Origin of the sequence: Agrobacterium tumefaciens, from assembly GCF_013318015.2 — a bacterium.
Taxonomy (GTDB): Bacteria; Pseudomonadota; Alphaproteobacteria; order Rhizobiales; family Rhizobiaceae; genus Agrobacterium; species Agrobacterium tumefaciens.
This window is the reverse complement of record NZ_CP115841.1, coordinates 713,652-736,201: the sequence shown is the minus strand read 5'-3', so window position 1 is coordinate 736,201 and position 22,550 is coordinate 713,652. Positions and strand designations below refer to the sequence as shown.

Below are 22,550 nucleotides of genomic sequence, written 5' to 3'. Positions count from 1 at the left end.
TGCTAGGGTCCGAACCGGTTCCAAATCAACCGGACGCATGGCATGACAGACGACTTCGAAGACACATTTCCCGAACACGAAACCGACGCTTTCGAACATGCGCCGCTGAGGCTGACCGTCGATCTCGGCGCGCTTGCCGACAATTGGCGCGACATGAAAAAGCGGTCCGGCAAGGCGCGGACGGCGGCTGTCGTGAAAGCAGATGCCTACGGGCTCGGTATCGAGGATTGCGGCGCGACGCTCTACCATGCCGGCGCACGCGACTTCTTCGTGGCAACGGTGTCCGAAGGTGCGACCTTGCGATCCTATGCACCGGAAGCGCGCATCTTCGTGCTGTCAGGCATCTGGCAGGGCCAGGAGCGTCAGGTCTTCGACAATGATCTCGTGCCGGTTCTGGCCTCGGAGGAACAGCTCTCCTTCTGGATGGCGACAGTTGCCGAACGCGGCGAACACCCCTGCGCGCTGCATGTGGATACCGGCTTCAACCGGCTTGGCCTGCCGCTGGACGACGCGCTGTTTCTGGCAGACGACGTGACCCGGCCTGCGAGTTTCGATCCGGTTCTGGTGCTCTCCCACCTCGCCTGCGCCGACACGCCGTCTTCGCCCATGAATAAGGTCCAGCTCGAATCATTCCGCAAGGTTAGCGCCGCTTTCGAAGGAATCGAATCAAGCCTTTCCGCTTCTGCCGGAATCTTTCTGGGGCCGGATTATCATTTCGATCTCACCCGCCCCGGCATTGCCCTTTACGGCGGCGAGGCAATCAACGATGTGGCAAACCCGATGCGGCCCGTCGCAAAGGCCGAAGCGCGGATCATCCAGATTCGCGAGGCCGGCGAAGGCCAGACAGTCAGCTATGGCGGCACCTATTTGCTGAAACGGGCGAGCCGCCTTGCCATCGCTTCCGTTGGTTATGCGGACGGATACCAGCGGTCGCTTTCCGGTTCCGGCATTCCATTGCGCGAAATGGGCCATGGCGGTGCTTACGGCATAGTCAACGGCCACAAGGCGCCGGTCGCCGGTCGTGTAACCATGGATCTCACCATTTTCGACATCACGGACATACCGGCAAACGCTGTCCGCACCGGCGATTATATCGAGCTTTTCGGCCCGAAAGTGCCGCTCGATGAGGTGGCGCGCGCCGCCGGCTCCATCGGTTACGAAATGCTGACGGGGCTTGGTTTGCGCTACGAGCGGCAATATCTGATGGCTGACGACTGAACCACGTCTTTAGCTCTTGGAAAGCGGAAGCGACCTGTGCTAAAAGAGAACAAAAGGAGATCGAAATGCCCGAAATCCATTTGAGCGAGCAGGACGAAAGGTTCATCGACGAGCAGGTGGCTGCGGGTGTCTATAGCGATGCGGACGCCGGCCGGGTTCACCGCTATGCCTCACAAGACGACTTCCTGAGCGATATCAAACGCGTTTCCGTGCAGCAAAAAACGGGGACCGGTCATTAAAATCCCCAATCTGGACCACGCGGGCAAGGCGCGATCTTGCCGAAGACCATGGGCCGGGCTTCGCAGTATTGCCTATCGTGAGCGCGTCATCTTTTTTCGCGTTGACGAGGCCGATCTAACCGTTCTGCGCTTGCTGCACCGCCACCAGGACAATTCCGCCAAAGATTTCAAACAAGAAGAAAACTGACATAGATGGCCAAAGCCAAGACCCAATTCGTGTGCCAGAACTGCGGCACGGTTCATACCCGCTGGGCGGGAAAATGCGAAGGCTGCGGCGAGTGGAATACCATCGTCGAAGAAGATCCGATGGGCGGCATCGGCTCCGGCCCCGGCAAGACGCCGAAAAAGGGCCGGGCGGTCGCGCTCACGGCGCTTTCGGGCGAGATCGAGGAGGCGCCGCGCATTCCGACCGGTATCAGCGAACTGGACCGGGCAACCGGTGGCGGTTTCGTGCGCGGTTCGGCGGTGTTGATCGGCGGCGATCCCGGCATCGGCAAATCGACCCTGCTGATGCAGGCGGCAGCTGCCCTTTCGCGGCGCGGACATCGCGTCATCTATGTTTCTGGCGAAGAAGCGGTGGCGCAGGTGCGTCTGCGCGCCCAGCGGCTGGGTGCGGCGGAAACCGACGTGCTGCTGGCGGCAGAAACCAATGTCGAGGATATTCTGGCGACGATTTCCGAGGGCAAACGCCCCGATCTCGTCATCATCGATTCCATCCAGACGCTATGGAGCGACACGGCCGATTCCGCTCCCGGCACGGTAACGCAGGTGCGCACCGGCGTGCAGGCGATGATCCGTTACGCCAAGCAGACGGGCGCGACCATGGTTCTGGTGGGCCATGTGACCAAGGAAGGCCAGATCGCCGGTCCGCGCGTGGTGGAGCACATGGTCGACGCCGTGCTTTATTTCGAAGGTGACCGCGGCCACCATTACCGCATTCTGCGCACCGTCAAGAACCGCTTCGGGCCGACGGACGAGATCGGCGTGTTTGAAATGTCCGATCGCGGATTGCGCGAGGTCTCCAACCCGTCCGAACTGTTCCTTGGCGAGCGCAATGAGAAATCTCCCGGTGCCGCAGTCTTTGCCGGCATGGAGGGCACCCGTCCCATTCTGGTCGAGGTGCAGGCGCTGGTCGCGGCCACCTCGCTCGGCACGCCGCGCCGCGCCGTGGTCGGCTGGGACAGTTCGCGGCTCGCCATGATCCTTGCCGTTCTGGAAGCCCATTGCGGCGTGAAGCTCGGTCAGCACGACGTTTATCTGAACGTAGCCGGCGGATACCGCATTTCCGAACCGGCTGCGGATATGGCGATAGCTTCTGCGCTGGTTTCCTCGCTTGCCGGTCTTGCCCTGCCTGCCGATTGCGTCTATTTCGGCGAGATCAGCCTGTCGGGCGCGGTACGGCCCGTCTCGCATACGGGCCAGCGTTTGAAAGAAGCTGAAAAACTCGGTTTCTCCGCCGCACTTCTGCCGTCTGCTTCGGCTGAATTGCCGAAAGCGGGCAAGGGGCGCTGGACGGAAATAGAAAGCCTGCCGGACCTCGTGGCGCGCATCGCCGGTTCCGGCAACCGGTTCAAACAGGTTGAGGACGACTAAGATTGATCCTTTCGCCAAGGGAAACAGTGGTGTAAGAGGATCGCACAATTGGCAAGGCAGCGCCTGACAGGGCGTCGCACCTCCGGAGTTGGTATATGCCCATTACAATTTTCGACGGCATCGTCATCGCCGTTGTTCTTTTCTCCGCCATTCTCGCGATGGTGCGCGGTTTTTCCCGCGAGATTCTGTCCATCGCGAGCTGGGCCGGTTCGGTCGCCGCCGCCTATTATCTTTTCCCGATCCTGCTGCCCTATGCACGCAACTATACCGATGACGACAAGATCGCCATCGCCGGTTCGGCAGGCGTCGTCTTCCTCATTTCCCTTGTCGTCATTTCCTTCATCACCTCGCGCATTGCCGATTTCATCATCGACAGCCGCATCGGTGCGCTGGATCGCACGCTGGGTTTCCTGTTCGGCGCAGCGCGCGGCATTCTCTTGCTGGTCGTCGCGGTTGCCTTCTGGAACTGGCTGGTGGATGTGAAGACGCAGCCGCAATGGGTAACCCAGGCCAAGTCCAAGCCTTTCCTCGACGGGCTGGTGGGCAAGCTGGAAGCGGTTCTGCCTGACGATATAGAGCCGCAGATCCGCGCCCGTATCCTCGGAAAACCGCAGGAACCGGCAGCCGCGCAGACGCCTGCGGAAGATGTACCGGCGACAAATCCGCCGGCAACGAATAATTGACACAGTGTCGCGCCTTGCAATGCATGCAAGGCGCGCTATTTGTGCTAAATATCAAGCACGACACAGACTGGCCGACCGGGAGACAAGCTCACCGGAGAGGTCTTTCGTTTTTCTCGGTAGAGAGCAAGGGCAAGCCGGATGATTGAGCCGCTTTCGCATTCCACTTTCAATGAAGAGATCGACGGCGACACGCTGCACGAAGAGTGCGGCGTGTTCGGCATTCTCGGCCACGCCGATGCCTCCGCCCTGACTGCACTCGGCCTGCATGCGCTTCAGCATCGCGGCCAGGAGGCAGCAGGCATCGTCTCGTTCGATGGCAAGCGCTTCCATCAGGAACGCCATATGGGCCTCGTCGGCGATCATTATACCGATCCGGCAACTCTTGCCCGCCTGCCCGGCTCCATCGCGATTGGCCATACCCGCTACTCCACGACAGGCGAAGTGGCGATGCGCAACGTGCAGCCACTGTTTGCCGAGCTGGAAGAAGGCGGCATTTCGATTGCCCATAACGGCAATTTCACCAATGGCCTGACGCTTCGCCGACAGATCATCGCCACCGGCGCCATCTGTCAGTCGACATCGGATACCGAAGTCGTGCTGCACCTCATCGCCCGTTCGCGTCACAGCTCCACTGCCGACCGTTTCATCGACGCCATCCGCCAGATGGAAGGCGGCTATTCGATGCTGGCGATGACCCGCACCAAGCTGATCGCAGCCCGCGACCCGATCGGCATCCGCCCACTCGTCATGGGTGAGCTGGACGGCAAGCCGATCTTCTGCTCGGAGACCTGCGCTCTCGATATCATCGGCGCGAAATTCGTGCGTGACGTCGAAAACGGCGAAGTCATCATCTGCGAAATTCAGCCTGATGGTTCGATCACCATCGATGCGCGCAAGCCTTCGAAGCCGCAGCCGGAGCGTCTCTGCCTGTTCGAATATGTCTATTTCGCCCGCCCCGATTCCGTCGTCGGCGGCCGCAACGTCTATACGACGCGCAAGAACATGGGCATGAACCTTGCCAAGGAAGCGCCGCTGGAAGCTGACGTTGTCGTTCCGGTTCCCGATGGCGGCACGCCGGCAGCGCTCGGTTTTGCGCAGGAAAGCGGTATTCCGTTCGAATATGGAATCATCCGCAACCACTATGTCGGCCGTACCTTCATCGAGCCGACGCAGCAGATTCGCGCTTTTGGCGTCAAGCTCAAGCATTCCGCCAACCGGGCGATGATTGAAGGCAAGCGCGTGGTGCTGGTGGATGATTCGATCGTGCGCGGCACGACTTCATTGAAGATCGTGCAGATGATCCGCGAAGCTGGCGCGAAAGAAGTGCATATCCGCGTTGCCAGCCCGATGATTTTCCATCCGGATTTCTACGGCATCGACACGCCTGATGCCGACAAGCTGCTCGCCAACCAATATGCCGATGTCGACGCCATGGCGAAATTCATTGGCGCCGATTCGCTTGCCTTCCTGTCGATCGACGGTCTTTACCGCGCCGTCGGTGGCGAAAACCGCAACAATGCGCGTCCGCAATTCACGGACCATTATTTTACCGGCGACTACCCTACGCGCCTTCTCGACCAGAACGGCGAGGCGATGGGCAGCAAGATTTCCGTGCTGGCCAGCAACGGCTGATAATCTCGAAATAACAAGCGGCCACCGGCTTCCGGTGGTCGCTTTTTTGTGGCGGGCGATTGAAACAGTGCCCGCTTCGGCGTTTTGATCGCTTGCGGTTGGCGTCAGGGGCTTCATAAAACAAGCGGAATGAATTTCGGAGGGGGCAAAATGACCATCAATCTCAAGGGCAGGATCGCGCTTGTCACCGGCGCGTCGCGCGGTATCGGCTATTTCACGGCGCTGGAACTTGCCAAGGCCGGTGCGCATGTCATTGCCTGCGCCCGCACGGTCGGCGGCCTCGAGGATCTGGACGACGCCATCAAGGCCGTCGGCGGCACCGCGACGCTGGTTCCCTTCGATCTCGCCGACATGAACGCCATCGATGCGCTGGGCGCCAATATCTTCGAGCGCTGGGGCAAGCTCGATATTCTGGTCGCGAATGCCGGCGTTCTCGGCGTCATCTCGCCGGTCGGCCATATCGAGGCGAAAGTCTTCGAAAGGGTCATGACCATCAATGTCACAGCTACATGGCGGCTGATCCGCTCGGTCGAACCGTTGCTCCTGCGATCGGATGCCGGGCGCGCGTTGATCCTGTCTTCGGGTGCTGCCCATAGCTGTCGTCCCTTCTGGGGCGTCTATTCCACCTCCAAGGCCGCCGTTGAGGCACTTGCCCGGACCTGGGCTGCGGAAACCGATAAAACCGCACTGCGCATCAACAGCATCAATCCCGGCGCGACACGCACCGCCATGCGCGCCCAGGCCATGCCCGGCGAAGACCCCGCAGACGTGCCGCACCCTTCTGAAGTTGCCGCCGCCATTGTTCAACTCGCCTCGCCTGAGCTTACCGAAACCGGCAAGCTCTTCGTGGTGCGTGAAGGCAAATTCCTGGATTACCGCCAGCCGGAATAGGCTTTTGGTCAAGGCGGTCTCTTAAGGTGCTTCTGGCGCCTGCGAGAAACGCTTGACCGCGAAACACCGGCACGCCATAAGGCAAGGCATGAAAACAACGATCTGCACCTGCTGCTGAATAATTTTTGCTGGTTCACCACCGGCCAGATCGTTTTCGTCTCCCCGCAAGGTCCAACAGACAAACGGTCCGGCCAGGACAATTGACTGCCTTTAGGGAACGCCCGCATGTCCTTGCGCCTGAAACTCCACAACACCCTGACACGCGAAAAGACGGAATTTGCGCCGATCGACGCCGACAACGTGCGCATGTATGTCTGCGGACCAACGGTTTACGATTTCGCCCATATCGGCAATGCGCGCCCGGTCATCGTTTTCGATGTTCTTTACCGGCTGCTGCGCCACGTCTATGGCGAAAGCCATGTGACCTACGCCCGCAACATCACCGATCTCGACGACAAGATCAACGCAAGGGCGCTGCGCGACTATCCGCATCTGCCGCTGAATGACGCCATCCACGCGGTGACGAAAAAGACCGCCGACCAGTTCCATGAGGATGTGGCAGCACTCGGCTGCCTGCAGCCGACCGTTGAACCGCGCGCCACCGACTACATCGCCGAGATGATCGACATCATCGAGAAGCTGATCGCACGCGGCCATGCCTATGCGGCGGGCGGCGAAGTGCTGTTCGACACCCGCTCGATGGCGGATTACGGCCAGTTGTCCAAACGCCCGCTGGACGAACAGCAGGCGGGCGCGCGCGTGGCGGTGGAAGCACACAAGAAGACCCCCGGCGATTTCGTGCTGTGGAAACTTTCCTCTGATAATGAGCCCGGCTGGGAAAGCCCCTGGGGCCGCGGCCGTCCGGGCTGGCACATCGAATGCTCGGCCATGGCCGGTCGCTACCTCGGCGAAGTGTTCGACATTCACGGCGGCGGGCTCGATCTCATCTTCCCGCATCACGAGAACGAAATCGCGCAATCCCGCTGCGCCCACGGCACGCAGGTGATGGCCAATGTGTGGATGCATAACGGCTTCGTGCAGGTAGAAGGCCGCAAGATGTCAAAGTCCGAGGGCAACTTCGTGACCATCTATGAATTGCTGCACACCGAAAAATTTGGCGGTCGCCAATGGCCGGGCGAGGTTCTTCGCCTTGCCATGCTGATGACGCATTACCGCGAGCCAATCGATTTTTCGGTGAAGCGTCTCGAAGAGGCCGAACGTCTTCTCGCCAAGTGGCCGGCGGCCGAAGCCTCCGACGCGGCACCGGATGAAACCGTGCTCGATGCGCTTGCCGACGACCTGAACACGGTTGCCGCCGTGCAGGCGCTTCACGCGCTGGCACATGCCGCCAATACCGATCCTGCCCGCCGCCTGCCCGCCTTTGCGGCCAGCGCCGCCCTGCTCGGCGTATTGCCGAAGAAAGCGGAAGTGGACGAGGCTATCGTTTCGGCAGTCGATGCCCTAGTGCAACTGCGTCTGGAAATGCTGAAGGCGAAAAACTTTGCAGAGGCGGATCGTTTGCGCGACGAGCTTTCCGAGAAGGGCATTCAGTTGAAGGATGGCAAGGATAAGGAAACCGGGGAACGGACAACGACCTGGGAGTTGAAGCGGTAATTTGCTGCTGCGGCTTGGGACTTACCCCCTCTGCCCTGCCGGGCATCTCCCCCTCAAGGGGGGAGATCAGATGCCGCGCGCTAGTGCGATAAGTCCCCGCGCATCCCATAGGCAGCGTGCTAGCCGCTTGTCGATCTCCCCCCTTGAGGGGGAGATGCCCGGCAGGGCAGAGGGGGTGATGCCCCACGACAGGCCCTTGATTTCGTCCACACCATGCTACAATCGCGCGGCAACCGTTCAAGTCGCGAGCATCCCAATGCCCCATGCCAAGGTCAGGCCCCGACATCGGGAACATGCTCGGCAGATGCGCAAGGCCATGACAGGCGCCGAACTCAAGTTCTGGAACGCCGTCCGTGCCCATCGTCTTGCAGGCCTGTCTTTCAGACGCCAGCTGCCTGTCGCAGGATACATCGTTGATTTCGCCTGCCCGTCGCATAAGATCATTGTCGAGTTAGACGGGTTTTAGCATGCGGAAGATGCTGCGGCAGACTATGATCGGCAACGAACGGAGACGCTCGAGCAGTGTGGCTGGCGGGTTCTGCGGCTCTGGAACGAAGATGTTGTGAAAGACATGGACAATGTCTGTCTCCACATTATCCGAACGGTAAAGGAGAGCCAACCATGACCACCTACACCGGCGGATGCCAGTGCGGCGCGATCCGGTTCCGCGCGACCGGCGATCTCAAGGACAGTTCCATCTGTCATTGCCGCATGTGCCAGAAGGCTTTCGGGGCCTATTATGCGCCGCTGGTTTCGGTGCGTGAGGTCGAATTCGAATGGACGCGTGGCGAACCCAAGCGCTTCCAGTCATCCAGCGTCGTCAAGCGCGGCTTCTGCCCCGAATGCGGCACGCCGCTGACCTATGAGGCGCCGGATGGCATGGCGGTTGCGGCCGGTGCTTTCGACGATCCCGCCGCCTTGCCGCCCACCATTCAGTGGGGCGTGGAACGCAAAATCGATTTCGTCGACAGCATCCACACGCTACCCGCCGTCCCAACGGAAGACGATCTGACCTCGGTCGACTATCTGACCAACCTCGTTTCCTACCAGCACCCCGACCATGACACCGAGAGCTGGCCCCCGGAGAGTAAACGATGAGCGAAACAGGCTTTTCCGGCGGCTGCCAGTGCGGCGCCGTGCGGTTTCATGCGGGCAAGATCGGTCGCCCCTCCATTTGCCATTGCCGCATGTGCCAGAAGCATTTCGGCAATTTCTTCGGTGCACTCGTCACCGCTGATCAGGCGCATCTGACATGGACGCGCGGCCAGCCTTCCCTCTTCCGTTCATCTGCGAAAATCCATCGCGGCTTCTGCAACAAATGCGGCACGCCGCTGACCTACCATTATCCTGGCGGCGTAGAGATCGCGATCGGCGCTTTCGATCATCCGGAGCGGATCGAACCGCAGGTGCAGGTCAATATCCACAAGCGCATGCCCTGGATCGAGCAGCTGTTTTCAAAACCTGCAATCGAGCAGAGCGTCGATGAGACTGATATCACCTCCTTCCAACACCCGGACCACGACACCAAGCTCTGGCCGCCGGAAGACGACCGCGCATGAACGGTTCAGAAAGCTTCAGCGGCGGATGCCAGTGTGGCGCCGTGCGTTACCGGATCGATGGCGGGTTACGCTATCCGCATCTGTGTCATTGCCGCATGTGCCAGAAGGCATCGGGCAACTATTTCATGCCGCTTGCAGCAAGTACCCGCGCGAAGTTTGAAATGACCCGTGGCGAGGCTTCGTGGTTCCAGTCGTCCGATCACGTGCGGCGCGGTTTTTGCGGACGGTGCGGCACGCCGCTTTTCTATGACATGCCGGATGCCGATTTCATCAACATCACGCTTGGTTCGCTGGACGAGCCGGAGCTGATAAAGCCCGAGGCGCAATCAAATCTCGACAGCAAAATGCATTGGTTCGGTGACCTTGACGGCTTGCCGGTCGAGCCGGAAGCTGCGCCGGATGAAAACCGGCTACCGGTCAACAACCGGCAACACCCGGATCGTGACACGGCCGAATGGCCACCCGAAGGAAAGTAAGACATGACCGAAGAATTGCGCAGCTTTTACCCCGAGATCGAACCCTTCGAGAGCGGCATGCTCGATGTCGGCGATGGGCACACGATCTATTGGGAGCGGGTTGGTACACGCGGTGCGAAACCGGCGGTTTTCCTGCATGGCGGTCCGGGCGGCGGGGTAAACCCCACGCATCGCCGCGTTTTCGACCCGGCACTTTACGACGTCATCCTGTTCGATCAGCGCGGCTGCGGTCGCTCCACGCCGCATGCGGAACTGGAAGCCAACACCACCTGGCATCTGGTTGCCGACATTGAAAGGCTCCGTGCGCTGTGCGGCTTTGAAAAATGGCTGGTTTTCGGCGGCTCCTGGGGCTCGACGCTGGCGCTCGCCTATGCCGAGACTCATCCCGAACGCGTGAGCGAACTGGTGCTGCGCGGCATCTACACGGTCACCAGGCCGGAACTGGACTGGTATTACCAGTTCGGCGTTTCTGAAATGTATCCCGATCGCTGGGAAAACTTCATAGCGCCAATTCCTGAAGCCGAGCGCGGCGAGATGATGCAGGCCTATAATCGCTATCTCACCGGTACGGACGAAGCCAAGAAGCTCGAATGCGCGCGAGCATGGAGCCAGTGGGAAGGCGCAACCATCGCCCTTGTTACCGATCCGGCGCGCGTCGAGGATTTCGGCGAGGATAAATACGCCATCGCCTTCGCACGCATCGAGAACCACTTCTTCGTCAATGGCGGCTGGCTGGAGGAAGGGCAATTGCTGCGCGATGCCGGCAAGCTTCGCAATATTCCGGGCGTCATCGTGCACGGGCGTTACGATATGCCCTGCCCGCTGAAATATGCCTGGCAGCTTGCCAAGGCCTGGCCGAAGGCGGATTTCCATATTGTCGAGGCAGCCGGGCATGCGCTGAGCGAACCCGGTATTCTTGACCAGCTGATCCGCGCAACCGATCGTTTCGGGGGGGAATAGGCAGGCCTTTCAGATGCTTGAAGCGGCCTGATGAGATAACGATTCACGCAGATTTTTGTGCGTGGATCATCCGTTTGGTCGCAAAGTCGCCTGTTTCAAGAGCAAATCGCCTTTTATTCATGCAGTTTTTCTCATGGACGCTTCACGGAAATGAATTGGCCCGCGCTACGCCGATCCGTTATGAAGGGCCATCCCTAATAATTGGCGGTACTCCCATGGCACTCGATAAAACGCTTCCGGCCCAAGAGGGCGGCGATAGCGCACGCGGTTTTGCTTTCGCGCTCTCCGCATATCTGCTGTGGGGATTCCTTCCCATCTACATGAAGGCGGTTGCGCATATTTCGCCGATAGAGGTCATTGTGCACCGCGTCATCTGGTCGGTGCCGATCGGCGCCGCCGTCCTTATCGCTCTCGGTCGCACGGCGGAAATCCGCACTGCGCTGAAAACCCCTAAAATGCTCGCCATGGCAAGCCTCACGGCTGCGCTCATCAGCATCAACTGGGGCATCTATATCTGGGCGATCGGCGCGGGCCGCGCACTCGATGCCGCGCTCGGCTATTTTATCAATCCGCTGTTCAGCATCTTCCTCGGCGCGGTACTGCTCAAGGAAAAGCTTTATCCGGCGCAGATCGCCGCCATCGGCCTCGTGGGGCTGGCCGTTGCGATCCTCACCTGGCATGCGGGCAGCCTGCCATGGGTGTCCATTGCGCTCACCGTGTCCTGGGGTTTTTACGCCTTCTTCCGCAAGACGCTGCCAATCGGCGCCACACAGGGCTTCCTGCTTGAAGTCATGCTTCTTTCCGTTCCGGCCGTGCTGGTGCTGGCCTGGCTTGCCATTAGCGGACAGGCGCATTTCATGGCCGGCAATGCGACCGACACCTGGCTGCTTGCGGCCAGCGGCATCGTCACCGCCGTTCCGCTTATTCTTTACGGCAATGGTGCAAAGCTTCTGCGGCTGTCGACCATCGGCATCATGCAATATATCGCTCCGACGATGATCTTCCTCATCGCCATCTTCATCTTCAAGGAACCGTTCGACATGGTGCGGATGGCGGCCTTTGCAATGATCTGGGTGGCGCTGGCGATCTATACCGCATCGAGCCTGATGCGGCTGAAGCGATAACCTTCCGCGTCATGCCAGCTCTCCACATTCCCGTATCTGTAACGGGAATGCGGGACTTCAATAATCGACCAGCAATTGCGGTGTCGCGTCATAACCGAAGCGCGGCTTTACGCCGAGAAGTCCAGCCGTCTGGGTGATGATTTCACGGGTCATGGGTGCGGCCGTCGAGGCAGCCGTGCGTCCTCCGTTCACGCCGGTCCTGGGGGCGTCGATCATCGTCAGCACGACATATTTCGGCTTGTGCATCGGAAAACCGGCAACGAAGGCGTTGAAATTGATATCCTTGGCATAACGGCCATTGATGACCTTGTCGGCGGTTCCTGTCTTGCCGCCAACGTGAAATCCTTCCACCTGCGCACCCCTGCCCGACCCTTTGATGCCGTTCCAGTTGAAAAGGTAACGCATATCGGCGCTCGTCTTTCCGTTGATGACGGTGCGGGAAAGCACTGCCGCATCCTCTCGGGAACGCGGCAGGAAGGTCGGCGAAATAAGGCTGCCGCCGTTGATAAGCGCAGCTGCTGCCACCGCCGTCTGCAAAGGCGTAGTGGCAACGCCATGGCCGAAGGAAATTGTGACGGAATTGATCTTCTTCCATGTTCTCGGCTGGGTTGGCGTGGCAACGCCAGGCATTTCCGTATCCATTCTGGAGAGAAGTCCCAGTTTCGTCAGGAACTGCTGGTGGCCTTCGACCCCGACCTTGTCGGCAACAGCCGCCGTGCCGATATTCGATGAATATTGAAACACTTCCGGGATCGACAGCGGGCGGTTCCGGCCCTTGAAATCCTTGATGGTGAAGCCACCCATGCGGATGGGCCGCGACGCGTCAACCACCGAGTTGAGCGTTATGGCACCTGCATCCAGTCCCATGGCAAGTGTGAAGCTCTTGAAGGTGGATCCCATCTCGAAGGTCGCATTGCTCATGCGGTTGAACCAGCCCTTTTCATACTCCCTGTCGATGCTGCCATCGGCAAGGGTGCGGGAAGGCTCGTTCGGGTCGTAATCCGGCACCGACGCCATGGCCAGCACCTCGCCCGTCTCCACATCCAGTATCACTGAACCGGCAGCCTCCGCCTGATAGGCGGTTTTCGCCTTCAGTACGACCTCACGCACGATGTTCTGCACCCGCAGATCGATCGACAACCTCACCGGCTCCAGCGGTGCACCGCTGGCAAGGCCGGTCGCGCGCAAGTCGGCCAGGCCCTGCTGGTCGAGATAACGTTCCATACCCGCAAGGCCCTGATTGTCGACATTGACGTGGCCGATGATATGCGAGGCTGCGGGGCCACCCGGATAAAAGCGCCGTTTCTCCGGCCGGAAACCGATGCCGGGGATGCCGAGGTTGAGAATATCGGCCTGCTGGCGCGGCGTCAGCTGGCGCCGCAGCCATTGAAAGCCGGTGTCCGAGCGCAATCTGCGGTGCGTCTCGCGCCAGTCGAGATTGGGGATGACGGTTGCGAGCTTCTCGACAACCTCATCCGCGTCCACGACCCGGCGCGGATCCGCATAAAGCGACACCATGTTGAGATCGGTCGCGAGCAGCGTGCCGTTGCGGTCGAGGATATCGGGACGGGAGGCGACTGCTGTAGCGCCGGTATTGATCCATGCGGTCGCGATGGGTTCGGCAAGGCCGTATTGGACAAGCCGTGCTGCAACGACGCCATAGATAACGGCAAAGACGGCGATCAATATTCCGAGTCGCTTTTTCGCGTCCACCCGGCGGCGGGCAGCGGAACCGAGGATCGCATCCCTGCCCTGAAACGGACTTCTCTGAATAATAAAATGCGTCCGGCTTTTCAGCCGCACCAAAAAAGCAATCATTCCCCAATGAGCCCCGCTATCATGGCGGCGAAAATCAAATTCCGCGCTCAGCCTACGCCTTGTAGACGCTGGCACAGGATCGGGCGCGGAGCCATGAAAACAGCGGGCAGGGCGATGCCGCAGTCAAATCTCTATTAATATACACTTAAAATTGTAACGAACCGCGTGGCGGCCCGTTAACATTTATTCGATGCCTAGAGACGGGAGATTACCGAGGGGTCGCCTTCCGGGTTCTGCTGCGCAAGCGCCCGGTCGATGATGGCGGGCACGATGTCCTTGACCTCATCGATGACCAGCGGGTTCAGAAGATGGGCGCGATGGATGAAACCCTGATCGCGCATATGCTGCACAAGTTCCAGCATCGGGTTCCAGAAGCCGTTGATATTGGCGAAGACAATCGGCTTGGCGTGACGACCGAGCTGCGCCCAGGTCATGATTTCGACGATCTCTTCCAGCGTGCCGACGCCCCCCGGCAGCGTTACGAAAGCATCCGAGCGCTCAAACATCATATGTTTGCGCTCATGCATGTCCTTGGTGACGATAAGCTCGTTCAATTGTCCGAGAGAATGGCGTGTAGCCTCCATATCGACCAGAAATTCCGGTATGATACCCGTTACTTCGCCGCCGTTGGAAAGAACGCCGCTGGCGACCGCGCCCATGATGCCCTTGGTGCCACCGCCATAGACCAGGCGAATGCCGTTTTCGGCAATGGATTTCCCAAGCGCGCGGCCTGCTTCCATGTGAGCCGGGTCACGTCCGGGCTGGGAGCCGCAATAAACGCAGATGGATCGAATCGCTGTATTTTTGTCCGTCATGATGGGAAGGAACTATGCCGGATGCGACACGTCAAGAAAATTTGGGAAATCCCTTGCAAATATGGCCTTTTACGGCCACGCCGCTTGTCTGGGGCAAGGTAAGACGCTAGCAATCTGAACTCGTGTAAAAAGCTTACAATACCCGGAGATTCCAGGATGAAAAACAATAAAGCCGGTTTGCTGGCACTGATCGTGCTGGGCATCGCGTCCCTGCTCATGATCTTTTTCGTCCTGCCTAGAATTTCCAATGACGTCAAACCGATCGGCGATGCCATCAACGAAGCGGGCAACGCAGTGAAGAACAGCGTTGAAATGGGCAGCGACAAGGCGGGAGACATCCTGTCCGACGCCGCTCAGGAGACCGCCAATATCGCCGACAAGGTCGGGCGCCTCGCGGCTTCCGCAACCCAGTCGATCAAGGATCTGACCACGCTTTTCGCCGATAGCAAGGTTCCGTCCGACGCCGACTTTGCGGCAGCACGCAAGAAGGTCGAGGCATCGCTCAAGGAACTGACCAATATCGAAATTCCAGAGACGCTGGATGAAACGACGTCGCGCCTCATCACCACGGCGCGCACTGCGGCCGAACGCACCACCGCTTTCCTGCGCGGTCTGCCGGATAGTGCAGCGGCGGCGGCGGCACAGGTTCGCCGTCTGGCGGGTGTCTTCACCGGCACCGACGATGGCGCTGCACAGCAGCCCCAACCCGCCGCTCCTGCCGCCGATGCAGCGCAGTCCACATCGGGCGCACCGACCTTCGACGTGCTCCGCGTCGAGCCCGATGGTTCGGCTGTTGTCGCAGGCAAGGCACAGCCCGGCTCCAAGCTTGAAATTCTCAGCAACGGCAAGGTGATCGCGCAGACGACCATCGACGGATCGGGCGATTTCGCCGCCGTTTTTGACAATCCCCTGCCACCGGGCGACCATGAGCTGGTGCTGCGCTCGACCGACGCCAGCGGCAAGGCAACGCAATCCGAAGAAGTCGCAACCGTTTCCGTGCCCAACGGCAAGGCGGGCGAACTCTTGGCAATGGTGTCCAAGCCCGGTGAAGCAAGCCGCGTGCTGGCAATGCCGGAGGCGGCACCTTCAGCACTCCAGCCCCCGCAAGCCGCGCAACCGGGTCAGTCGGCAACAGCTGCCGCCACCACGACGCCCGCGCCTGCCGCTGGTACCCCGGCCCCGTCCGCTGCCGCCGCTCCGTTGACTTCGACAGTTCAGGTAACCGCCGTCGAATTCGAAGGCTCGAAGATTTTCGTTGCGGGTTCCGCGCCTGCCGCTTCGAGCGTGCGCGCGCTGGTCGATGACAAGGAAATCGGCAAAAGCACCACGGAGGCCTCCGGCCATTTCGTCATCGAGGGCAATGTCGATCTTTCCGTCGGCAGCCATATCATCACTGTCGAAGAGCTGAATGCCGACGGCACGGTGAAGGTCCGCGTGCGCGTTCCATTCGAGCGCCCGCAGACCGACCAGGCAACCGTCGCCATGCAGGCACCGTCCGCAACGCCTTCCGCCGCCACGACGACCGCGCCCTCTGAAAACCAGAGCACGGCAAGCGACCGCGCTGCCTTCGAAAAGCTGCGCACGGATGTCGCCAAGGCCTTCGGCATTCTGTCCAATCTCTACAAGGATCAGGCCACACCGGCGCTCGACCAAGCCATTGCCGGCCGCTCCGCCGTGGTGATCGGCCTCAAGTCGCTCTCCGAGTTCCGCACTGCCGCAGGCACCGCGCCGTCCTTTACCGCCTTTGCCGGCGATATCGCCGCCAAGGCACGTCAGCTGCTGACATCGGTAGAGGCATGGCCGAACGACGTTGCCGGGATCGGCAAGGGCATCGCCACGCTGGCAAGCCGCCTTGCCGACCTCCACATCATCGCGCCGCCCGCACCTGCACCGCAGGCGCCCGCCGGTCCGCAGACCTTCGAGCAGCCGCCGCTTGCCGAAAGCCAGAACAGCGTCATCATCCGCCGCGGCGATACGCTGTGGCAGATTTCCCGCCGCGTTTACGGACAGGGCGTGCGTTACACCACGATCTACCTCGCCAACGAGGATCAGATCAAAAATCCTGACCTGATCGAGCCCGGCCAGATTTTCGGTGTGCCGGAGAAGGCACTGCCGAATGCGGAAGAACTTCATCGCAAGCGTCTGAAGAGCGGTTCCTGATCGTTCAAGACATTGCGGTGACCCCGCAACAACCCTACCTGTGACAAGCACGGCGGCTTTCCAGAGCCGCCGCCCTGCTGTCGGCTTCCGGCAGTGCCCGGAGCAAATGATGGCCACCAAGAAAAAAACCATTTCGGCGGATTCCAGCAATCCCACGCAGACCCTCATCAACCTCTGGCCCTACATGTGGCCGGAAGGCCGCCTTGACCTGAAAATGCGGGTAATCTGGGCGACGGCGTTTCTCGTTGTCGCCAAGCTGGTGCTGATCCTCGTTCCCTATTTCTTCAAATGGGCAACGGATGCGCTGAACGGCAAGCTGGACATGGTCGGGCTGGTTCCGGCCTTCCTGCTCGGTGCTGTCGCGCTTGTCATCGCCTATAATCTGACGCGGCTAATACAGGTCGGGCTCAACCAGCTGCGCGATTCGCTGTTTGCCAGCGTCGGCCAGCATGCCGTGCGCCAGCTCGCCTATAGAACCTTCGTGCACATGCACCGGCTTTCCCTGCGCTTCCATCTGGAGCGCAAGACCGGCGGGCTTTCACGGGTTATCGAGCGTGGGACCAAGGGCATCGAAACCATTGTCCGTTTCACCATTCTCAACACCGCACCGACCTTCATCGAATTCCTGCTGACGGCGATCATTTTCTGGACCTCCTACGGCTTTTCCTATGTGCTGGTCACGGTTGTCACCGTCTGGGCCTATATCTGGTTCACCGTGCGGGCCAGCAACTGGCGCATCTCCATTCGCCGCGCCATGAACGACAGCGATACCGACGCCAACACCAAGGCGATCGATTCACTTTTGAACTTCGAAACCGTCAAATATTTCGGCAATGAGGAGATGGAGGCGAAGCGCTTTGACGTCGCCATGGAGCGTTACGAAAAATCGGCGATCTCGATATGGACGTCGCTCGGCTGGCTGAACTTCGGACAGGGCGTGATCTTCGGCATCGGCTCCACTGTCATGATGGTGATGTCGGCGATGGCCGTGCAACGCGGCGAGCAGACCATCGGCGATTTCGTGTTCATCAACGCGCTCCTGCTGCAGCTTTCGGTACCGCTGAACTTCATCGGTTTCGTCTATCGTGAAATTCGCCAGGGATTGACCGACATCGAACAGATGTTCGAACTTCTCGAGGTCGAGGCCGAGGTTACCGACAGGGCGGATGCGAAGCCGCTTGTGGCCGGACCGGGTGCCATTTCCTTCCGCGACGTGCATTTCGCCTACGATCCGGAAAGACCGATCCTGAAGGGCATTTCCTTCGATGTGCCTGCGGGCAAGACGGTGGCGATCGTCGGTCCTTCGGGTGCCGGAAAATCGACGATCTCGCGGTTGCTTTATCGTTTCTACGATATTCAGGAAGGCGCCGTCACAATCGACGGGCAGGACATTCGCGACGTGACGCAAAAGAGCCTACGCTCGATGATCGGCATGGTGCCGCAGGATACCGTGCTGTTCAACGATACGCTCGCCTACAACATCCGTTACGGACGCCCTTCGGCAACGACCGAGGAGGTCACGGCAGCGGCGGATGCGGCCCAGATCAGCGCTTTCATCGGCAAACTGCCGGAGGGTTACGCCACCATGGTTGGCGAACGGGGCTTGAAACTTTCCGGCGGCGAAAAGCAGCGCGTGGCGATTGCCCGAACCATTCTGAAAGCGCCGCCGATCCTCATTCTCGATGAAGCAACCTCTGCGCTGGACACCCATACGGAACAGGAAATCCAGAGCGCGCTTGATATCGTTTCGAAAAACCGCACGACGCTGGTCATCGCCCACCGCCTCTCCACCGTCATCGGCGCTGATGAAATCATCGTGCTGAAGGAAGGTTTGATCGCCGAGCGCGGAACCCACGCCTCGCTGATGGCACAGAACGGGCTTTATGCCTCGATGTGGAGCCGCCAGCGCGAAGCCATTCGCGCAGAGGAAATGCTGCGCCATGTTCGCGAAACCGACGATCTTGGCGTTGTTGACCGCGGCGAACCCGCGCATTGACGGGCATAAACCCCTGACAACAGGGCGGCACACCAACCGGACCATTGCCGGGCGGGGAGTTTGGCTGTAACCAGCTAAGCGAACTTTGTCGCATGCCCGTATGGATGATGTCGTATCACGACCATATAAAGACGCGGCAGGCGGAAACCGGAGCAAGGAAACTTATGAATCTGTTCGACACCATTCGCAACACCATCGTACCGATCCACAAGGAAGGCTACGTCTTCGTGGCCGCCTTCTTCGTGGCATCGCTGGTGCTCGGCTGGATATCCGAACCGCTGTTCTGGGTCGGTCTGGTGCTGACGGCCTGGTGCGCCTACTTCTTCCGCGACCCCGAGCGCGTGACGCCGCAGGATGACGACCTGATCATCAGCCCTGCCGACGGCAAGGTGTCCGCCATCCAGACCGTCGTTCCGCCGCTGGAGCTGGAACTCGGCAAGGAGCCGATGGTGCGCATTTCGGTGTTCATGAACGTGTTCAACTGCCATGTGAACCGCGCGCCCGTGCGCGGCCGCATCGTCAATGTCGCCTACCGCCCCGGCCTCTTCCTCAATGCGGAAGTGGACAAGGCCTCCGAAGACAATGAGCGCAACGGCCTCGTCATCGAGACAGCGCATGGCAAGGTTGGCGTGGTGCAGATTGCCGGCATGGTCGCCCGCCGTATCGTCTGCTGGGTCAAGCCGAATGAACCAGTTGATGCCGGCGAGCGTTTCGGTCTTATCCGTTTCGGTTCGCGCCTCGATATCTTCCTTCCCGAAGGTTTTCAGCCGCGCGTTTCGGTGGGCCAGACGGCAATTGCCGGCGAAACGGTTCTGGCCGAGTTCGGCTCCGCCAAGGGTCCGGTCCTTAGCCGTCGCGGCTGACGAAAACAGGAAGGGCATGCGCCATGGAAACGCCGATCTCGGAGCCGCAACAGAACGGAAAACATGAGGGCCGCAACGACAGCGGCCGTGGGCCGCGCCTGAGGGAAATTCCCTTTCGCCTCGTGATACCCAACCTCATCACCGTTCTGGCCATCTGCGCGGGCCTGAGCGGCGTGCGCCTTGCCATTGAAGGTCGGTTCGAGCTGGCCGTGGGCATGGTGCTGCTTGCCGCCTTCCTCGACGGCATCGACGGGCGCATCGCCCGGATGATGAAGGCGACATCCAAATTCGGCGAACAGATGGATAGTCTGGCAGACATCGTCAATTTCGGCGTCGCCCCTGCCCTCGTCGTCTATATCTATATGCTCGATCAGGCGCGTTCGATCGGCTGGATCGCCGCCCTCATCTACGTGATTGCCGCAGGCCTTCGTCTGGCGCGCTTCAACGTCATGATCGAGCGCCCGGTGAAGGCGCCGTGGCAGAACGAATTTTTCGTGGGCGTTCCGGCCCCGATGGGCGCCATGCTGGTGCTTCTGCCTGTTTATCTCGGCTTCCTTGGTGTCGAGACGGGCAAGCCCTTCGCCTATATCGCCGCCGCCTACACCGTGTTGATCGGTTATCTTCTCATCAGCCGCCTGCCTGTCTGGTCGGGGAAGTCAGGTACCAGCCGCATTCGCCGCGATCTGGTGCTGCCGATGATCCTCGTCGTCGTGCTTTACGTCGCGATGCTGATGAGCTTCACCTGGGAGGTACTGGTTCTGACGGTTGCTGCCTATCTCGTGTTCATCCCCATCAGCGCCCGCCTCTGGCACCGCCGTTATGGCACGCTGACGATTGAGGAGGACGCGCATGACGACGCCAATGGCGGCAACGGCCTTGATCGCGGTATTTGAAACCGCAGGTATTATTTTTCTCCGACGAACCGTCGTTTGATGTGACACAAAATGTCGCAGCCCGAAAAGCGGGCTTCGCTTTCTTTCGCCTCGAATCCGTCAAGATTACCCACGAGAGAAGTAGCTCACACGCATCGAAACGGCGATTGACGTGAATTGTGGAGAAAGAGAAATGACGAACGAGACGAAGGCACAGCCGCAGGCGAAGCCCGACCTCAACAGCCACTACCGACCGCTCGGACTGAAGGCCGTTGCGGCCGCAGCCCTGATGCTGAAGCGTAAGCCTGCCGCCAAAACCGCTTGAAAAAATTCGCTTTTCTTGAAAGCACAGCATCCACGGCCTCGCAGACTTTGCGATGGTAACGGTCAATCCGAAAAAACACCCGGTTAAATGTGCGGCGCTAATATTAGCGCCGTCTCCGTTTGTACGGCCCCCATCAAGAACCGCATAACCGGCCTGTTTTATAAAACTTCCCGATCTGTAACGAAGCTGCAACCAAAACGAAGTAAAGTATTCGACTTCCACGGGACGACTGTACGGATAGTCTCGCATCGACTACTGAGCATCAAAAAAATTTCTACTTTAGCGATTCTTCCTGCTACAGCGAACAAGGCCGATTTTCGATGCCGTTGACAGGCGGTATCGGACCAATTCGGATGTTGCGGGAAAACCAACGAAGACGGGCCATGGGGGGGCTTCATACGGCATGCAGGATAAAATCCTTCTGATTGAAGATTCCGTTGCTCTTTCCATGCTGCTGAAGTCGCGGCTTTCGGAGGAAACGCCAGCCGAAGTGATCCACTGTGACAGCATGGCGCAGGCCGATATTCTGCTGCGCACCCATGATTTCACGCTGGCACTTACCGGTCTCAATCTGCCCGATGCGCCGAAGGGTGAAATTCTCGCACTTCTTGCCGACCACAAGGTGCCGGCGATCGTCTTCACCGCCACGGTGGATGATGAGGCGCGCAAGCGCTACGCCGAAAAGAAAATAATTGACTACATCGTCAAGGATGGCCATCGCACCGTTGATGCCGTGGTGAAAACGGTCGACCGGATTTTGACCAACAGACTGTTTTCCGTGCTGGTAGTGGATGACGTGCGGACGGCGCGTTCCGGCCTCGTGGAAATCCTCGAACGGCAGAATTTCAGGGTCAGCGAAGCCCATTCGGGCAAGCAGGCGCTGGAAATCCTGTCGCAGGACCCATCGATTCAGCTTGTCATCACCGATTACCATATGCCTGACATGGACGGCTACGAGCTGACGCGCCGCATCCGCGACAGCCGTTCCTCAGAAGACCTGCGGGTCATCGGCATCTCGTCCTCCACGGACCGGCTGCTTTCGGCAAGCTTCCTCAAGGCCGGGGCATCGGATTTCGTCTACCGTCCCTTCGTGCCGGAAGAATTGCAGTGCCGCATCGACAACAATATCGAAACGCTGAAACAGCTGAAACGGCTGCGCGAACTGGCAGAGCGGGATCATCTGACCGGTCTGCCGAACCGCCGCTCCTTCTTCGAGCGTACGCGGGCGCTGATGGACGTCATCAACGACAATGACGAGAACGGCGCAGTCGCCATTCTCGACATCGACCATTTCAAGAAGATCAACGACACGCTGGGGCATGATGCCGGCGACAGGGCGCTGAAGAAGCTTGCCGAACTGCTGCACGACATGTGCCATGAGCAGCGCCACATTCCCGCGCGCCTTGGCGGCGAGGAATTCGCCGTGTTCCTGCGCGGGCTCAATGCGCATGCCGCCTATCAATTCTGCGAGGAGCTGCGCGGCGCCGTCGAAAAGAACGGCCGCCAGCTGAGCGGCAGCAGCCTGGCGCTGACGATTTCGCTCGGTGTCGTGGAAATCGAAAAGGGCGAACCCTTCGACAATCAGCTCAATGCCGCAGACCAGCTGCTCTACCTCGCCAAGGCGAACGGCCGCAACCGCGTTTATTCCGACATCATGATCCAGGAAGGCCTGCAGAAAATCGGGCGGAACGGGTAAGACGGGCGCAGGATGG

20 protein-coding genes and 1 pseudogene are annotated in these 22,550 nt (G+C 59.8%); 19 read left to right on the top strand and 2 right to left on the bottom strand.

From position 1 onward, the window contains the following. Nucleotides 1-42 precede the first annotated feature (42 nt). From alr to rarD, 13 genes and pseudogenes are all read left to right on the top strand, one after another. Nucleotides 43-1,218 carry an alanine racemase gene (alr, locus tag G6L97_RS03695; RefSeq protein WP_111783181.1) on the top strand — a complete coding sequence of 392 codons (1,176 nt, stop codon included), beginning with the start codon at nt 43-45 and terminating at the stop codon, nt 1,216-1,218. A 65-nt stretch (nt 1,219-1,283) separates the two neighbouring features. Continuing rightward, nucleotides 1,284-1,457, top strand: a complete 174-nt coding sequence (locus G6L97_RS03690; protein WP_164876623.1) for a hypothetical protein — start codon at nt 1,284-1,286, stop codon at nt 1,455-1,457. A gap of 192 nt (nt 1,458-1,649) precedes the next feature. Continuing rightward, nucleotides 1,650-3,050: a DNA repair protein RadA gene (gene radA, locus G6L97_RS03685; RefSeq protein ID WP_003512347.1), complete on the top strand. Its 1,401-nt coding sequence runs from the start codon at nt 1,650-1,652 to the stop codon at nt 3,048-3,050. Between the two features lie 95 nt (nt 3,051-3,145). Continuing rightward, entirely contained in the window at nt 3,146-3,733 is a 588-nt protein-coding gene (locus G6L97_RS03680) for a CvpA family protein (protein WP_003512345.1), read from the top strand. Nucleotides 3,734-3,871: 138 nt separating this feature from the next. Next, nucleotides 3,872-5,365: an amidophosphoribosyltransferase gene (gene purF / locus G6L97_RS03675; protein WP_003512343.1), complete on the top strand. Its 1,494-nt coding sequence runs from the start codon at nt 3,872-3,874 to the stop codon at nt 5,363-5,365. A 150-nt stretch (nt 5,366-5,515) separates the two neighbouring features. Then, entirely contained in the window at nt 5,516-6,256 is a 741-nt protein-coding gene (locus tag G6L97_RS03670) for an SDR family NAD(P)-dependent oxidoreductase (protein WP_019565381.1), read from the top strand. A 225-nt stretch (nt 6,257-6,481) separates the two neighbouring features. After that, the gene (gene cysS / locus G6L97_RS03665; RefSeq protein WP_111783182.1) at nt 6,482-7,870 is read left to right on the top strand and encodes a cysteine--tRNA ligase; all 1,389 of its coding nucleotides are present in this window, start codon (nt 6,482-6,484) and stop codon (nt 7,868-7,870) included. Nucleotides 7,871-8,126: 256 nt separating this feature from the next. Next, nucleotides 8,127-8,495 (top strand): annotated as a pseudogene (locus G6L97_RS03660) (endonuclease domain-containing protein). Beyond that, nucleotides 8,492-8,968, top strand: coding sequence for a GFA family protein (locus G6L97_RS03655; protein WP_111783183.1), 477 nt, complete (start codon nt 8,492-8,494; stop codon nt 8,966-8,968). Before G6L97_RS03660 ends, G6L97_RS03655 begins: the two are co-directional and overlap by 4 nt. Beyond that, nucleotides 8,965-9,429 (top strand): GFA family protein, encoded by a 465-nt coding sequence (locus G6L97_RS03650; RefSeq protein WP_111783184.1) that lies wholly within the window; start codon nt 8,965-8,967, stop codon nt 9,427-9,429. The genes G6L97_RS03655 and G6L97_RS03650 overlap by 4 nt, the downstream gene beginning before the upstream one ends. Beyond that, nucleotides 9,426-9,905 carry a GFA family protein gene (locus tag G6L97_RS03645; RefSeq protein ID WP_111783185.1) on the top strand — a complete coding sequence of 160 codons (480 nt, stop codon included), beginning with the start codon at nt 9,426-9,428 and terminating at the stop codon, nt 9,903-9,905. Before G6L97_RS03650 ends, G6L97_RS03645 begins: the two co-directional genes overlap by 4 nt. A gap of 3 nt (nt 9,906-9,908) precedes the next feature. After that, on the top strand, nt 9,909-10,865 hold the full coding sequence (gene pip / locus G6L97_RS03640; protein ID WP_111783186.1) for a prolyl aminopeptidase: 957 nt from the start codon (nt 9,909-9,911) through the stop codon (nt 10,863-10,865). Between the two features lie 215 nt (nt 10,866-11,080). Then, complete coding sequence (gene rarD / locus G6L97_RS03635) at nt 11,081-11,989, top strand: EamA family transporter RarD (RefSeq protein WP_003512314.1); 909 nt, start codon at nt 11,081-11,083, stop codon at nt 11,987-11,989. A 57-nt stretch (nt 11,990-12,046) separates the two neighbouring features. Here the strand turns inward: rarD and G6L97_RS03630 are convergent, their stop codons facing one another. Both G6L97_RS03630 and G6L97_RS03625 read right to left on the bottom strand, forming a co-directional pair. Then, nucleotides 12,047-13,807 carry a peptidoglycan D,D-transpeptidase FtsI family protein gene (locus G6L97_RS03630; protein ID WP_038490500.1) on the bottom strand — a complete coding sequence of 587 codons (1,761 nt, stop codon included), beginning with the start codon at nt 13,805-13,807 and terminating at the stop codon, nt 12,047-12,049. A gap of 194 nt (nt 13,808-14,001) precedes the next feature. Next, entirely contained in the window at nt 14,002-14,622 is a 621-nt protein-coding gene (locus tag G6L97_RS03625; protein ID WP_003512311.1) for an LOG family protein, read from the bottom strand. A 156-nt stretch (nt 14,623-14,778) separates the two neighbouring features. Between G6L97_RS03625 and G6L97_RS03620 the strand changes: the two genes are divergently transcribed. The 6 genes from G6L97_RS03620 (at nt 14,779) to G6L97_RS03595 (ending at nt 22,534) form a co-directional block, all read left to right on the top strand. Then, entirely contained in the window at nt 14,779-16,782 is a 2,004-nt protein-coding gene (locus tag G6L97_RS03620) for a LysM peptidoglycan-binding domain-containing protein (protein WP_111783188.1), read from the top strand. Between the two features lie 109 nt (nt 16,783-16,891). Continuing rightward, nucleotides 16,892-18,778: an ABCB family ABC transporter ATP-binding protein/permease gene (locus G6L97_RS03615; protein ID WP_111783189.1), complete on the top strand. Its 1,887-nt coding sequence runs from the start codon at nt 16,892-16,894 to the stop codon at nt 18,776-18,778. A 164-nt stretch (nt 18,779-18,942) separates the two neighbouring features. Continuing rightward, nucleotides 18,943-19,641, top strand: coding sequence for a phosphatidylserine decarboxylase (locus G6L97_RS03610; RefSeq protein ID WP_003512305.1), 699 nt, complete (start codon nt 18,943-18,945; stop codon nt 19,639-19,641). 23 nt (nt 19,642-19,664) lie between these two features. Next, a complete protein-coding gene (pssA, locus tag G6L97_RS03605) occupies nt 19,665-20,534 on the top strand; it encodes a CDP-diacylglycerol--serine O-phosphatidyltransferase (protein ID WP_111783190.1) in 870 nt (289 codons plus the stop codon). Between the two features lie 172 nt (nt 20,535-20,706). Next, on the top strand, nt 20,707-20,838 hold the full coding sequence (locus tag G6L97_RS03600; protein ID WP_003496883.1) for a hypothetical protein: 132 nt from the start codon (nt 20,707-20,709) through the stop codon (nt 20,836-20,838). A 403-nt stretch (nt 20,839-21,241) separates the two neighbouring features. Then, nucleotides 21,242-22,534, top strand: a complete 1,293-nt coding sequence (locus tag G6L97_RS03595; protein WP_111783191.1) for a GGDEF domain-containing response regulator — start codon at nt 21,242-21,244, stop codon at nt 22,532-22,534. Nucleotides 22,535-22,550 lie beyond the last annotated feature (16 nt).